Source organism: Nostoc sp. (genome assembly GCF_036917315.1).
Taxonomy (GTDB): Bacteria; Cyanobacteriota; Cyanobacteriia; order Cyanobacteriales; family Nostocaceae; genus Nostoc.
This window is the reverse complement of the sequence record NZ_JBALDR010000047.1, coordinates 33,045-48,159: the sequence shown is the minus strand read 5'-3', so window position 1 is coordinate 48,159 and position 15,115 is coordinate 33,045. Positions and strand designations below refer to the sequence as shown.

The window sequence follows — 15,115 nt, the reverse complement described above, 5'->3', positions numbered from 1 at the left end:
AACCTATTCCATCGCCATCACCATCAAACCCATGCGGGTCATTACCGACAACCCGGAAATTACGATATTCTATTTCTCCACAGTCTATGTCAGGCGCACCCACTGGAATACAGAAATCAGGATATGACGGATCACAATTGGAAGATTGCGATACTGGCTTAGGCGATGAATTTGGTTTTTGTTTGCTGTTCTGTCTGCGAAAATCCCAAGGCATCACAGGCTTAGTCTGGTTCCAGAATCCCAGTTTTTTACTTTTAGCATCCACCTCCGCAGACAACAAACTCTTTTGGCTGGCAGGACAATTTTTTAAGTATTGCTGATACACAACCGCTTGCCCTTCCTGAACCATAACAAGATTGATGTTGCGATTCTCTACAAATATCTCAGCAACAAACCTGCCATACCTATCTTTTTCCTTGATCGAGAATTTAGCTGGTTTTCCAACTGGTAGTAGCTGCTTGAGCCTATCCCGCGATCGCTCACCCCAAGGAGCCTGTTTCATCTCAGCAGCATCAATACAAGCTAGCCGAATAGTTGCTTTTTTGCTACCAAATTGGGCTGTTACCGTGTCGCCATCACCAACACTGATGATTTTCGCGGTGATTGGCCCAGATTGAGCCAGCACTGGCATTGACACCAAAAATAATGCAGCCGACATAGCAGCTGCAACAACAGTTTTTTTGTTCGTGATTAAACTTGGTATTGTGATATCGTTTAGAAACAGCACACCTCTGTGAGATAATGATATTTCTCCAGGACGAGGAAAGCTACCACCGCCAACTAGAGAAGGCCCGGATGCCGAGTGGTGGGGACTGCGAAAAGGGCGATCGCGTACCAATGAACCACGATTTTTCAATAAACCAGCTACCGAATGAATCCGAGTTACTTCTAAAGATTCGGCAAAGCTCAATGGCGGTAAAATTCCCGGTAAGCGCCTTGCTAGCATCGTCTTTCCACTGCCAGGTGGCCCGACAAAAATGAGATTATGCCCACCAGCCGCAGCAATTTCTAAAGCACGACGCCCATGAGCTTGTCCTTTCACATCATGCAAATCTGCACCAGGGTAGGATACTGTTGTTGTCTGTGTTGTACTATCTATCTGCACAGGTTTGTAACGTCCCGGATTATTTAAAAAATCCACCACCTCAGACAAATGCTTGCAGCCGTAAACAGCCAAATCTTCAACCACTGCCGCTTCTTGGGCATTATCAGCAGGGAGAACTAAACCTGCAATTCCCATCTTTTGGGCTGCTGCTGCGATCGGTAATACACCAGCCACCGGACGCAAACTGCCATCCAAAGAGACTTCGCCCAAAAAGAGATAATCCCCCAACAAATCAGCGCTAACCTGCTCAGAAGCCGCCAAAATTCCCACACTAATAGGCAAATCGAAACAGGGGCCTTCTTTGCGTAAATCTGCCGGAGTTAAATTAATTACTATTTTACGCATCGGAAAGGCAAAGCCAGTATTTTTCAAAGTTGCTTTGACTCTTTCTCTTGACTCTTGAATCGCTGAATCTGGCAGTCCCAAGACAACAATTCCCGGTAATCCCCCTGACACATCGACTTCTACGCCGACTTTGACGGCATCGATGCCTACAATTGATGCACTCCAGACTCTAGCAAGCATTGCTTATATAACACTAAACCTTTAAAATCTCTAGCAGATGAGTTGGTAGATTGGCATTAGTGAAACCACATAGACGATTTTTCTGAATTACAGCAGTGTTCATCCACATCTATTTTGACTGATAGAGAATATTTATCAGGTTTTTGGCAATTTTTTAGTTTTGGGTACTAAATTAAACACGATAGAGACGCATAGCTATGCGTCCCTATCGTGTAATCAAGTTTTAAATGCTGAAACTTTCGCTTGTTATTACCACCAATGTTGAGGTATTTTCAAGTTTTCCGGTAGGATGGTTGTGCGATCGCCAATTGCCTGTTCAATCTGCTGTGATTCTACATTTTCCGAGCCACTCAAGTTGGCTCCACAGAGGTTAGCTTCTTGAAGATTAGCTTCTTGGAGGTTAGCTGTACTCAGTAATGCACTGTCTAGATTAGCGCCAGCCAGTTTTGCTCTTTGCAAGTTACTGCCAATTAGGTTTGTATCTTGGAGATTGCTACCCTCGAAGTTGACTTCTTCCAAGTTGGCATCACAAAGGATTGCTCCTTCCAAGTTGGCATCACAAAGAACTGCTCCTGTTAAGTTGGCATCACACAGAACTGTGCCTTCCAAGTTGGCATCGTAAAGGATGGCTTGAGAAAGGTTCGCTTTTCTGAGAACTGCGCCTTGAAGATTGGCTTCTGGGAGGATTGCTTTTTGCAGGTTGGCTTCATAGAGGATTGAGCCACAAAGACAGGTAACAGATAAGTCTGCTTCAGAGAGGTTTACTCTGGTAAAGTTGACCCATTGCAAGTTAGCCCCGACGAAAATTGCTCTAGAGAGGTTAGCTTCCGTTAAGTCTGCATTACAGAGGTCTGTATTGCGTAAATCGAGTTTCTGATTGACTGGATCTTTAGATGAATCGCGTCTGCCAATGACAGTTAAGGCTGTTTGAATATCTGTAGGAAGTTTTGATGATTGCAGTGACTCATCCTCATATTCCCTATTCACTGGGGCATTCTCGCGGATAAAAGCAGCGAGGATTTCCATGATTGTCCAATGATCTTTCGGGGAATCTTTGGCAATTCGTTCTAAAGCATAAATTGCGGCAAATCGCGTTTCAATCTTTTCATTTCCCAGTTGTTCAATCGCTTTAGAAAAGCGTTCGGAAACAATTTCTTGTGGAGCTAATGGGGTCTGATTGATGCAATTTACGATATTGTTATCCCAAGCTACTGTTCCAGTCAGGAGCTGCGTTAACAAGCTGTGATTCTCATCCAGAGAGAGTCTAGAGGTATAGTAAGCATTAAGAATTAATGCCAATCCCCCAATAATTATGGCAATTGTTGTTAATGCTTGAGAGATGTATTCAATTTTTTCTTGATTTGAAAATCCTTGAATGCTTTCAAAAAATAATATAATTAGAGTGAATGATAAAATAAATATAACTGAGACAAATGCCAACAAAGTCGTGAGTCCATTGGTCTTTATGAAAGACATGTCATAAGTCTTCATATCCGACTCCTTACGGAAGTAAATTTAGGTTGATTCTAAGAGTATCCGTAAAGTTATGATAGAGTACAAACACGGATAAAATTGGCGAACCTTTAAATCCACTATATAGAAATTATCTATATAACAATCCTGAATTATTTATGAGGAACAAGAGCATTGACTTTCTAGAGAAGCCAGGGGTCTGATTATTCACGAATGATTAGATATCTGATGAAATTAAATATGCTGTATCCAGAAACCTTGTAGAGACTTAGTACTGCAACATCTCTACACTCTTTTTCACTCATGTTTATTTGATAAAAATTTTCAGGTATTTAACCCACGATCCAGACAGGGAATGAAAAGTAGTGTAATTCAATTAATTGAAAAGTACTGTCAATAGGGTGAGATAAATTTTTGATAAGAGAATAAACTTTTTATATCAACACGCAGTTGGGGCACAACATTTTTCTGGATTACCCGGAGTATTCCAGACAATTAAAAAGACCATATTACCTGTGAAGAATAGTTTAAAATCTGTAACATTCAGCCAGTTCAATTACTCAGGTTGATGACACGCCCTAAGTAGATTGGACTAAGTTAGAAATTGCCACGAGCAATTCTTCTGGTGCTACAGGTTTAACAATGTGCTGTTGAAATCCTGCTCTTAGTGCGTATTGCTGATTTATTTCGCCTGCATAAGCAGTCAGAGCGATCGCAGGCATCTTTTTTGCCCCGACTTTTGCTTCCAGAGTCCGCACCTGTTCTATCAGCATATAGCCGTTCATTTCTGGCATTCCAATATCGCTGAGTAAGATATCTGGCTTTGACTCGGTTAGCGCTTGTAATGCTTCATATCCTGATGCTACTGCGGTGACGATCGCACCAAACTGTTCCAGCACAAAGCTGAAAAAGTCGCGGCTATCATCATTGTCATCCACAACCAGCACTTGTAAACCCATGAGGGGAGAGGAGGCAAAAATGGCAGTTGAGGAATCAGTATTTGTATCGTCCTCGATCGTTGCACTGTCCTTGATTAGCGGCAATCTCACAGTGAAGATCGCTCCCTGCTCTTCGCCAAGACTTTCCGCCCCAATCGTTCCCCCGTGCATCTCAATCAAGTGACGAGCGATCGCTAAACCTAACCCCAATCCACCAAACCTTCTAGTTGTTGTACTATCACCTTGACGGAAATAATCAAACATATAAGGTAGAAAATCAGAGTTAATGCCTTTACCTGTATCGCTGACAGTAATCTGCGCTTGAGCGTCGATGCGCTCCAATCGCACATTTACTTTTCCCCCAGTCTCAGTAAACTTGACGGCATTCGAGAGAAGATTCCAGAAAACTTGCTGTAAGCGGGCTGGATCGCCCAAAACTTTTCCCACATTTGGATCGAGCTTCGTCTCCATGTCAATAGTTTTAGCCTCTGCTGCTAAATGCACTGTTTCCATTGCGGCTTCAATGGTGGATACCAGATCGACTGGGATCGTGTTGAGGCTGAGTTTGCCTTGGAGGATGCGAGAAACATCCAGTAAGTCTTCAATTAATTGAGCTTGTAATTTGGCATTGCGCTCAATAGTTTTCAGGGCTTTGTTGAGTCCTGCTTCATCAAATTTCCGGCTCTGCAACAGTTTTGCCCAACCGAGAATCGGATTCAAGGGCGATCGCAATTCATGAGAAAGTACTGCCAAAAACTCATCTTTGATTCGGTTAGCAGCCTCAGCTTCCGCCCTGGCTCTTTGCTCTAATAGCAAAAGGCGATCGCGTTCTGATTCGCTGCGTTTGCGATCGGTGATATCAGTTAGCATGGCGATCGCACCTAAACACTTACCCTGTTCGTTCAAAATCGCTCTTGCAGAAATTAGTGTCCAGATGTACGAACCATCCTGGCAACGCAATCGCCCTTCTTTAAGATCGCTCTCTTCTCCTTTGAACCACCCCAGTTTTGCTTCATCTGCGATCTCATCAGCCAGATCCATAAAATCAAATATAGAACGACCGAGTATTTCTGCTGCCGGATAACCCAACATCTGAGATATCCGCTGATTCACAAACTCTGTTCGGGTTTTGGAGTCAATCATCCAGATTCCCTCATAAGAAGTATCAACAATTCGGCGATACTTGGCTTCACTCTTTTGTAAAGACTCCTCTGCTTGCTTGCGCTGACGCCGCTCCTTAGCTTCCCGCAATGCGCGTTGCACCGAGGGAACTAACCGCCCTAGTCGTTGCTTTAATACATAATCGGTTGCACCGTTCTTCAAAGCTTCGATCGCTAATTCTTCACCCAGTACGGCAGAGACAAAGATAAAAGGAATCTCAGGATAACGATTCCGGGCAATTTCCAAGGCAGAAATTCCATCAAAAGAGGGCAAGGCATAATCGGCAAGAATTAAATCGAAAGCCTCTGTTTCCAAAGCCGCTAGGAAATCAGCACCGGTTTCGACTCGGATCAGTTCGCAATTAATTCCCCCTTCAGTTAATATCATTTGGGCAAGCTCTGCATCTAACAGGCTATCTTCCAAAAGGAGGAAACGCAGGACATTCATCAGTTGCTCTCCTTTTGAGGATGAGGTGCGGGAGGTAAAGCACCAACCGGAGGCTGATTGATCACTGCCCAAAATAGACCGACACCCTTAATAGAATCCACAAAATCATGGTAATCTACTGGTTTGACCACATAAGCATTCACCCCTAACGCGTAGCAGCGAACTAGGTCAGGCTCCTCGCGGGAAGAGGTCAATACCACCACTGGAATTACTCGCATTAGTGGGTCAGATTTGAGTTGTGCCAATACTTCTAGTCCATCGATTTTAGGCAGTTTCAAATCGAGCAATACTACAACAGGATACCCTTCCATTCGCAACCGGAACAACCCCCGGCGATAAAGATAATCTAGTGCTTCTTCTCCATCACGTACCACCACTACTTCATTGGCGAGATGGTTTTCTGACAAGGCGGCTAGGATTAACTCTGCATCGTTGGCGCTGTCTTCAATTAGCAGAATCCGCTTCAGTTCTTTCATTCACTCTCCTTTTTGGAAAACTTAGGCAGCGAGAAATAAAAGGTGGCGCCACTGTCAACTACAGCCTCTGCCCAAACTCGACCATTATGCCGATGAATAATGCGTTGCACGTTTGCCAATCCAACACCAGTGCTTTCAAATTGTGGGTCGCTATGCAGACGTTGAAATACTCCGAATAGCTTGTGTACATATTGCATATTAAAGCCTACGCCGTTATCTCGTACAAAAAAGACAACTTCGTTTTCATTGTCATTACTGCCAACAGTAATATCTGCTGGGTTTCGAGTCTGGCTATATTTTACGGCATTGCCCATCAGGTTGCGAAGCACCAGCCGCAGCATGGAAGGATCGCCCTGCGCTTCTGGCAGTGATTCGATGTGCCAATGAATTGTGCGTCCTGGGGTTTCTGCAATTAAATCGCGTTTTACCTCATGTACCAATTCCTCCATATTTAAGTTGATGTAGCGCATTTCGGTGCGCCCCATCCGAGAAAATGTCAGCAACTCATCGATCAGTATCCCTGCTTGTTTGGCAGTTTCGGCAATTATTTTTAAATAGCGCTGACTTGTTTGATCTAAGCTTGTTGAGCTATGACGCTTCTGAAGCAATTCGACAAATCCGGCGATGTGGCGCAGCGGTGCGCGCAAGTCGTGAGAGACTGAGTAAGAGAAGGATTCGAGTTCTTTATTGGCGGCTTCGAGTTGGGCAGTGCGCTCTTGAATTCGTTGCTCTAGCATTTCGTTGAGTTGTTGCAGGGCGGCTTCGGCAACTTTGCGATCGTGAATGTCGCTGGCGATGCCCACCCATTTGATAATCTGTCCGCTTGGATCTCGAAATGGTAAACCCCGGACAATATGCCAACGATAGCTACCATCAGAAACTTGACGGAAGCGAATTTCTATTTCGTAGTTGGTCGCGTTAGCAACAGCCTGCATCGAACTTTTAAAGACGCCATCGCGGTCATCGGGGTGAATGACAGAAATCCAGCCATAGCCTGTAGTCTGCTCCATTGTCAATCCGGTGTAGTCTAACCAGTGTTGATTGCAATAGGTAATACCACCATCGCGCTCGCCCATCCAAATTGCCTGTGGCGACACTTCCGCTAAAATTCGGTACCGTTCCTCACTGTCACGTAGCGCTTCTTCTGCCAACTTGCGATCGTGGATATCAACACAAGAGCCGATATAGCCGAGAAATTCCCCCGTTGGTGCAAACCGAGGCACACCAGTATCAAAAACCCAACGGTATTCGCGATCATAGTGTCTGAGGCGATATTCCATTTGAAAATTTTGTCGGGCATCAAAAGCATTGGTGTATGTATCTAAGCAATGCTGAAAATCATCAGGATGAATACCTTCAGTCCACCCGTTGCCCATCTCTTCTTCCAGAGTCCGCCCGGTAAAATCTAGCCAGGGTTTATTAAAGTAGTTACAAAGTTTGTCAGTGCCGGACATCCAAATCAGTACGGGAGCGGTATCTGCCATCTGGCGAAAGCGGGATTCACTTTCACGCAACGCTGCTTCTGCCCGATCGCGATCGCGTAGCGCAGCTTGCTGTTCGCTAATATCGGTGACTAACGCCACATACCCTTCAACGATTCCTTGTCTATTAAACTGGGGAACGTAAATGGCATTAATGTAACGTGTCCCACCATTTTTATAAGGAACTTCACTTTCAAATGTTACCTGCTCTCCTGCCAGTACTTGTTCCACATAAGGACGAATCACTTCATAAGCGGATTCACCCAATACTTCCCAAAGATGCTTCCCATAAACTTCTACCGTCGAATGCCCAAACCAATCTTCATATGCTCGGTTATTGAAGCGGTAGCGTTGTTCTGAATCTACAAAGGTAATCAGAACTGGCAATGTATCTGTAATTAAACGAAGTTCTGTTTCTCGTTGGCGCAGTGCTTCTTCTACGAGCTTACGGTTGGTGATATCGCGCCAGCAATCTATGGCACCAATAATCTCACCTTGAGAATCCCGAATTGGGACGACATTGGCGATCGCTGTAATTGTAGTACCATCTGGACGTTCAATAATGCATTCTTCATCGCAGATCGTTTCTCCATAGCGCGTAGCACGGTATAAAGGTAGTTGCTCTAAGGTAAGGGGCGTTACACCATCAGCTAGGAACAGACCGTAGAGCTGAATATAAAATTCAGAAGACATACCAACGAGAGATTCACTCGGTCTGCCCAAAAGTTTTTGCGCGAGTTTGCTGTTAGCGATGATTGGGAAATCAGGGGGGCCGCCAGCGATCGTAATTCCCTCTGGGACGTGTTCTAGGAGCATTTGCAGGATGCTCTGGGCTTCTTTTGCTTGGCGGGCGCGATGCTGGGCTTCTGCTTGGGCTTGTTTGCGTTCGCTTAAGTCAAGAACAAAACCAATGATTGTCCGATCTCCCTGTTTAGCAAAGCCAATTAGAACCGAAACTAGAGAGCCGTCTTTGCGAATGTATTCCTGCTCAAAGGGCTTACAACTCCCAGTAATTGCCAGTTCTTGAATCCCTCGCTCGCTCACCTCAATATATTCGAGTGGAACAATTTCGCCCCAGCGGATTCGACCAGAGCGCAAATCCTCGCGGGTATAATTGAGCATTTTTAGAAAGGCATCATTGGCTTCAATGATTAAGCCGTTTAGATCGGCCACAATCATCCCAATAATATTAGACTCGGTTAAGCGACTAAACCGGGCTTCGCTTTCGCATAGTGACTTCAGGTTCGCCTCAGCTTGTCGTTGGGCTGTGCGGTGTGATTCATTAAGCCAGCTGATTAACCCTGCTGTCAGCATAAACACTGCCAAGGGAACTACAATATTCGGATTTGTAATGTTCTGCGGATGGAGTGGCTTAAAAAAGAAGTAATTAACTGCAAAAGTAGACAAAAGGGTTGCAAGTAACCCTGGCCCTAAGCCCCCGTACCAGGCACTCACCATCACCGCAGCAAAAAACAGTGCCCCAGGTGTTGAAGTAAAATATGGATTGAGTAGTAGGGTTGCCCGCAGTGCTAAGGCAACGGATAGGAAGGCAACACCATAGTGCAGGAGTTTCTCCCGGATGAATGCGCCCTTGTCTCCATTGCCAGAAAAGATGTTTTGGGATTCAGATGCCTTCGCCTTACGACTCATAACCCTACTCTGCTTCTGGAAAATACTGATTTAGCAGTCTTTTGCCAGGTTCACCCATCTTCTGTAACATTTCTTCTATTAGTTTTAGCGCTATCCGTGAAGGGACTGTATGCCCATTCTCCCAACGGTTGACTGTTTTGAAGGAAACTCCTACTTTAGCAGCAAATTGTTTTTGAGAAAGATTAAGCTGCTGACGAAGTTCCCGAATTAAATCTAAAATTTCTAGCTGCTTTGTTAGAGACATCTCTTGTTTTATCCCCATAGGACAATTAGCGTAGGACAGATGTCTTATTCATTGTCTCTTACTCAGGGAATATTTTAAAAGTGAATGGCTGTAATTTTAGGCACTTGTTGATCCCCGCTAACCCCCCTTAAAAAAGCTACAAGTCAATACATCGGGGGGATTAAGGGGGGTAAAGGATGTACATCATTTAGATGCAAAATGATGTAAGTTCCGCCTGTTGGATCGCTCCTTCTTTTAAATGTTCTCTGAGATTGACTAAGGCTTTTTGAGTAATAAGCTAATGCGCCTATATATTGCACAAACTCCAGACGGTCATTAGTCATTAGTCATTTGTGTTTCTAAGGACAAAGAACAAATGACAACCCTCATTAGTTAATGTGCAATTTTAATGCGTAACAGCTTACAATATTGCACAACTTCGTTGATGAATTGACTGCGATCGCCTACCCTTCTTCCTTCTTTTAGTATTTAAGCATTTGCACCCAGAATAGAAGAGTCATAGTGCTGTAGTAAATCTTCTGGATCGTTGTAAATTGCGATCGCTCCCGACAGTTGTTCATCGCTAAAGCCACCGCAGCGCAAAGCAATCACATCTACCCCTGCTTTCCCAGCAGACTCAATATCGTAGGGCGAATCTCCTAGCATCACTACTTTTTCAGGTGTCATTTGCCCTTTGTTCAAGGCAGCTTCTACAATGTCAGGAGCAGGTTTAGATGCTTCGGCATCATCCGATGTAGTTACTTCCGATAGCAAATCATCTACTTGGGCAATTTTGAGTAATATGTCCAGTTCTTCAGAACTTGCTGAACTAGCAACAACCAGATGCAATCCCGATTTTTGCATCTTTAATATTAAGTTTCTGCTACCATTGGCAGCAGTGATTTGCGGTATATATTTGTTCAATATAAGTTCTTTGCGTAGTTGAGCGATCGCTTTGCCAGTTCCTTCTTCACCATTTAATTCTGGCACTACTTTGGGAATTAGTTGATCTCCACCCATGCCGATGAGCGGTCTAACTTTTTCAAATGGCACTTCCAAGTCATAAGCTGCAAATGCCTCAACCCAGGAATTTGCATGAACATCATTACTTATAACCAGTGTGCCATCAATATCTAAAATCACCCCTTCTAATGCCATGAAAACCTCAACTGACGTTTTGCTTTATTGCTGATGATGGCATGGCAAATAATTTACTTCATCATCCCATGAGAGGAGAAGGGGGTTAGAGAAGAGATGGCGATCGCTTGAGATGATTCCAGAGGGTGCGTAGACGCATACTCCTACGGAGAAGCAAGCTACGTGCAGCGTCTTGTAGAGAAGCGGCTTGTCGCCAGACATCGCCTCAAAGCTTCACTAGGCCAAGGCTGATTTGAATTGCTCGATCTACCTGTGCGATCGTTTCTGGGCGCAGACTTCCCAAACATTTAATTAGCCTTTGCTTGTCAATTGAGCGAATCTGATTGAGAAGTACAACCGAATGAATCATCCTCTAAACCGCCTTCTAGTACTCTAATCAACACTTCAGTGGGATACAAAGGTTCTGCAAACTTTGAGGTGATGGCAGCTACAACCGCGATCGGACTATGTTCGTTAGAAACATCATTTTGCAAAATTAAAGCTGGGCGTGTTTTTTTAATCTCTGCACCAATAGTTAGATCAAAATTGACTAAGTATACTTCACCACGTTTGGGGTAATTTACTTTTCGTTTCTGTGGCACAATTCTTCTTCCAAGTCAAACCACTCTTCTACTAAACCCAAATCACGTTCTGCGCGTTGGATGGCTCCCTCTTTTAATTGTTCTCTAAGATTGATTAAGGCTTTCTGAGTAATATAATATTGCACAGCTTCGTTAATGAATCTACTGCGATCGCCTTTTGCCAAATCAATCTGGTGTTGTTCTAGGTTTTTGGCTCCCCAGAGGAATGCCCCTTGTAGGTTAGCTTCACTAAGGTCTACCCCTTGCAAATTGGTTTTACTGAGATATGCCCCTTGCAGGTTGGCTTCACAGAGATATGCCCCTTGCAGGTTAGCTTCATTGAGATGTGCCCCTTGCAGATTGCCTGCCCTCAGGACTGACTCTTGCAGATTGGCTTGATTGAGATATGCCCTTTGCAGATTGGTTTTTCTCAGGACTGCCCTTTGCAAATTGCTTCCCCTCAGGACTACCCTTTGCAGGTTGGCTTCACTGAGGTCTGCCTTTTGCAGGTCGGCTTTTCTGAGGTCTGCTCCTTTGATATCGATATTACTTAAATTCAATCTCTGATTTTCCAGATCATTCTCAGACTTGCGCCGTCCAATTACGGTAAGGGCAGCTTGAATATCCGTCTGAAGTTTTGATTTTTGCTCTATCTCCTCTGATTTCTTAGCATTCATCCAATAATTGATTAACGGTTTTGCATTCTCTGCCTTTTCCTCGTATTTTTTCAAAGGCGCATTCCCTCGCACAAAAGCCGTCAGGACTTCCATGATTGTCCAGCGATCATCTTTGGAATCTTTGGCAATTCGTTCTAAAGTATAAATTGCCCCTAATCGCGTTTCAATCTTTTCATTTCCAAGCTGTTCAATAGCTTTTGCAAAGCGCTCTGTGATTTGCTTGTCTTGTGCAGCTTTAGCATTTTGGAGTGCAGTTTTAGCACTCTCATTTGCAGCTTCAGCACTTTTATCCATAGCTTCTGCACGTTTAGCTGCATAGAACGCATTGATAAATACAGCAATTCCAACAAAAATTGTTCCAGTCGTTGTTAAAGATTTAATTCCATAATCTAACCTTTGCTCTGTTGATAAACCTTCAACATTTACAAAAGCTAAAAAAACAATAAATAAGCAAAGAATAAATATAAATGGTAGAACTATTAACCAATTTCTCAGAGGGTCTGTCTTGTTATCAGACATAGTTTTCATCTCGTTCATCTCCAGAATTGTTACGGAGACTTTTGGTAAAAACTATAGCACTAAGTGAAAACGGTAGAATACGCCCAAATAACGAATGATGCTGTGATAACTTAACTTAACCCAATTGCCGCCAATGTGTCGGTGCTTCGATATAATCAGGTAGGCGAGTGGTGCGATCGCCAAGTGCCTCTCTAATCTGATGCAACTCTAAGTTTTTCGCTCCTGTCAAAATAGTCCCTTCCAGTTTGACATCATTGAGGTTAGCTTGTGAAAAGTTAGCTCCCATCAAGTTTGCCTGAGTCAGGTTAGCTTGATAAAAAGTTGCCCTATAAAGGTTTGCTCCAATGAGATTAGCCTGATATAGGTCAGCTTCCGTTAAGCTAGCTTCTGAGAGATTGGCAAAATATACTTCTGTTTGGTGGAGTTTGGCTGCATTCAAATTAGCCCCAGAAAGGTTAGCTCCATTCAAGTTTGCCCCACAAAGATTAGCACCAATCAAACCCGTTTGGTGTAGGTTGGCTTTACCCAATTTTGCTCCTTGCAAGTTAGCTAAAAACAACTTTGCTCCAGAGAGGTTAGCCATTTTTAAGGTCGCTTGCTGCAAGTTAGCTTTATAAAGGTTCGCCCCTTGTAAATTAGCTGCACGCAGACTTGCACCAGAGAGGTTGGCTGAACGCAGGTTGGCTCCAGAGAGGTTAGTACGATTCAGGTTAGCCCAACAAAGGTTGGCTCCATATAAACTAGCTTTTAGTAATTTGGTTTCATAAAGAATCGACCTAATGAGTTTAGCGCCACTAAGGTCACATCCACTTAAGTCAGCCCCACGTAAGTCAGCCCCACTCAAATCAGCCCCACGTAGGTCAGCTTGTTGCAGGTTAGTTTTTAGCAAGTCTGCTTGTCTAATATCGGTGTTACGTAAATCAAGTTTTTGATCTTTTGGGTCTTCAAGTAAATTACGCCTGCCAATAACAGTCAGGGCTGCTTGAATATCGGTGCGTATTTTGGGAAATTCTTCATGGAGATTTTGCTCCAACTGCGGTGTCGGACGCGACCCACCTCGACGCCGACTTGAGTAAATTGCTCCTTGATATTCCGGCTGTTGTTGCTCCCCTTTTACGTGCTGGATGGGTGCATTCTCTCGCACAAAGGCAGTGAGAATTTCCATAATTGTCCAGTGTTCTTGAGGAAAATCCTGAGCAACCCTTTCTAAAGCATAAATTGCACCTGTCCGGGTTTCTACCTTTTCATGGCCTAGCTGGGCAATTGCGCCCATAAAGCGCTCTGCAATCAATCTGTCTTGATTGAGTTTGGCGTTTTGCAAGCCAATTTCTAAGTTTTTCTCAGATGCGATCGCACTCTTCTGCATCGCTTGGGCACGTCTTGCTGCATAATAAGTATTAAAGATTGCTGCCGATGCCAGAAAAACTATTGCAGTAGTTGTTAAAGCTTGGTTTCTATACTGAATTTTTTCTTGAATTGACAACTCTTTAATATTGGACAAGGCGAAGAAAATTACAGTCAGCGAACAGCCAAATATAGCTGTTAAAGCTATCAACCAATTCAAAAGAGCGTCTGTCTTTTTAGAAGACATGGTAAAAATTTTCCTTACAACCTAGAATTATTACTTAGATGTTGAGGAAAAATAGTATAGCATTTAGCAGAAATTTATAATAGGTGTCAAAACACTCATTGTACTAGAGGATTATATCGAATATACTTTTACATCACACATTAATAAACGCTGGCGCTACAAGAATTACGAATTACCCTGACAGTAGAGAATGAGTAGAGAAAAATTTTTCAATAAGCAATCAAGCGGATATGATATTACTCAGAAAATTTGGTTTCTCTGAGGTTTGCTTCATCAAGTATGGTGTCAGAGAGAATTGCTCCATGCAAGCTAGCTAGATATAAACTGGCACGATGCAGGTTAGCTTCAGAAAGGTTAGCTTTCTCTAGGTTAGCTGCACTGAGGATTGCTCCTTCTAAGTTCGCTAGATATAAATTAGCTCCTTCTAGATTAGCAGCACTAAGTATTGCCCCCGCTAGATTTGCTTCTCTAAGATTAGCCCCAGCGAGATTAGCTTGATAGAGATTTGTCTGTTGTAGATTCGCCCCTTTTAAGTTTGCTCCTCTCATATCCGTGAAGCTCAAATCAAGCTGCTCATTTACTGGGTCTTTGTTTGTATCTCTTCTAGCAATAACAGTCAGCGCGGCTTGAATATCTACACGAATTTTTGTTGACAGGTTACTCGTTACTTCCTCTTGGGGCATATAAGGAGCATTCTTTCGTACAAAAGTAGTAAGAATATCTACGATCGTCCAGTGATACTGTGGATAACTATGGGCAATTTGCTCTAAATCATTAATTACAGCTAAACTGATTTCTATAGTGTTATTTCCTAACTGTTCGCTTGCTCTTCTTAAGCGTCGTTTTAGCGACTGATGCTGATTTTGTTTAACTTGTTCCTGGAAAACTGGTATCCGCAGGAATATTTTTGATAGCTGGATGGGAGTTTTTGATAAAATATTTTTCATGGCATTAAAGGATTAATCAATAATGGAAATAAATTTCAATATTTAATTTTTATTGAATAAATTATTGACATCTGCTATTGTTTCATACATAGTTATTACTGAAATTTCTTTATGTAACCAACAAAATGTAAAATATAACTTCCGAGTAAGTAGACGGAAGCATACATACTCTTAGCATTCTCAA

At 43.2% G+C, this 15,115-nt stretch carries 13 protein-coding genes and 1 pseudogene; all 14 read right to left on the bottom strand.

What is annotated here, in order from left to right; all coding sequences use genetic code 11:
- Positions 1-238 precede the first annotated feature (238 nt).
- Positions 239-1,630, bottom strand: a pseudogene (locus V7K84_RS20580) (YifB family Mg chelatase-like AAA ATPase); the annotation flags it as partial.
- 249 nt (positions 1,631-1,879) lie between these two features.
- Complete coding sequence (locus V7K84_RS20575; RefSeq protein ID WP_334840752.1) at positions 1,880-3,106, bottom strand: pentapeptide repeat-containing protein; 1,227 nt, start codon at positions 3,104-3,106, stop codon at positions 1,880-1,882.
- Positions 3,107-3,681: 575 nt separating this feature from the next.
- Complete coding sequence (locus tag V7K84_RS20570; protein ID WP_334840750.1) at positions 3,682-5,649, bottom strand: hybrid sensor histidine kinase/response regulator; 1,968 nt, start codon at positions 5,647-5,649, stop codon at positions 3,682-3,684.
- Positions 5,649-6,125, bottom strand: coding sequence for a response regulator (locus V7K84_RS20565; RefSeq protein WP_334840748.1), 477 nt, complete (start codon positions 6,123-6,125; stop codon positions 5,649-5,651). Before V7K84_RS20565 ends, V7K84_RS20570 begins: the two co-directional genes overlap by 1 nt.
- Positions 6,122-9,256 carry a PAS domain S-box protein gene (locus tag V7K84_RS20560; RefSeq protein WP_334840746.1) on the bottom strand — a complete coding sequence of 1,045 codons (3,135 nt, stop codon included), beginning with the start codon at positions 9,254-9,256 and terminating at the stop codon, positions 6,122-6,124. The genes V7K84_RS20565 and V7K84_RS20560 overlap by 4 nt, the downstream gene beginning before the upstream one ends.
- 4 nt (positions 9,257-9,260) lie before the next feature.
- On the bottom strand, positions 9,261-9,500 hold the full coding sequence (locus V7K84_RS20555; protein WP_334840744.1) for a helix-turn-helix domain-containing protein: 240 nt from the start codon (positions 9,498-9,500) through the stop codon (positions 9,261-9,263).
- Positions 9,501-9,643: 143 nt separating this feature from the next.
- Complete coding sequence (locus V7K84_RS20550; protein WP_334840742.1) at positions 9,644-9,823, bottom strand: hypothetical protein; 180 nt, start codon at positions 9,821-9,823, stop codon at positions 9,644-9,646.
- 145 nt (positions 9,824-9,968) lie between these two features.
- Positions 9,969-10,637 carry an HAD family hydrolase gene (locus V7K84_RS20545; protein ID WP_334840740.1) on the bottom strand — a complete coding sequence of 223 codons (669 nt, stop codon included), beginning with the start codon at positions 10,635-10,637 and terminating at the stop codon, positions 9,969-9,971.
- Between the two features lie 24 nt (positions 10,638-10,661).
- On the bottom strand, positions 10,662-10,838 hold the full coding sequence (locus V7K84_RS20540; protein ID WP_334840739.1) for a hypothetical protein: 177 nt from the start codon (positions 10,836-10,838) through the stop codon (positions 10,662-10,664).
- Positions 10,839-10,842: 4 nt separating this feature from the next.
- The gene (locus V7K84_RS20535; protein WP_334840738.1) at positions 10,843-10,986 is read right to left on the bottom strand and encodes a type II toxin-antitoxin system PemK/MazF family toxin; all 144 of its coding nucleotides are present in this window, start codon (positions 10,984-10,986) and stop codon (positions 10,843-10,845) included.
- The gene (locus V7K84_RS20530; protein WP_334840737.1) at positions 10,943-11,218 is read right to left on the bottom strand and encodes a type II toxin-antitoxin system PemK/MazF family toxin; all 276 of its coding nucleotides are present in this window, start codon (positions 11,216-11,218) and stop codon (positions 10,943-10,945) included. Before V7K84_RS20530 ends, V7K84_RS20535 begins: the two co-directional genes overlap by 44 nt.
- Positions 11,197-12,393: a pentapeptide repeat-containing protein gene (locus V7K84_RS20525; RefSeq protein WP_334840735.1), complete on the bottom strand. Its 1,197-nt coding sequence runs from the start codon at positions 12,391-12,393 to the stop codon at positions 11,197-11,199. The genes V7K84_RS20530 and V7K84_RS20525 overlap by 22 nt, the downstream gene beginning before the upstream one ends.
- A 115-nt stretch (positions 12,394-12,508) precedes the next feature.
- On the bottom strand, positions 12,509-13,984 hold the full coding sequence (locus tag V7K84_RS20520) for a pentapeptide repeat-containing protein (protein ID WP_334840733.1): 1,476 nt from the start codon (positions 13,982-13,984) through the stop codon (positions 12,509-12,511).
- 236 nt (positions 13,985-14,220) lie between these two features.
- The gene (locus tag V7K84_RS20515; RefSeq protein WP_334840731.1) at positions 14,221-14,931 is read right to left on the bottom strand and encodes a pentapeptide repeat-containing protein; all 711 of its coding nucleotides are present in this window, start codon (positions 14,929-14,931) and stop codon (positions 14,221-14,223) included.
- Positions 14,932-15,115 lie beyond the last annotated feature (184 nt).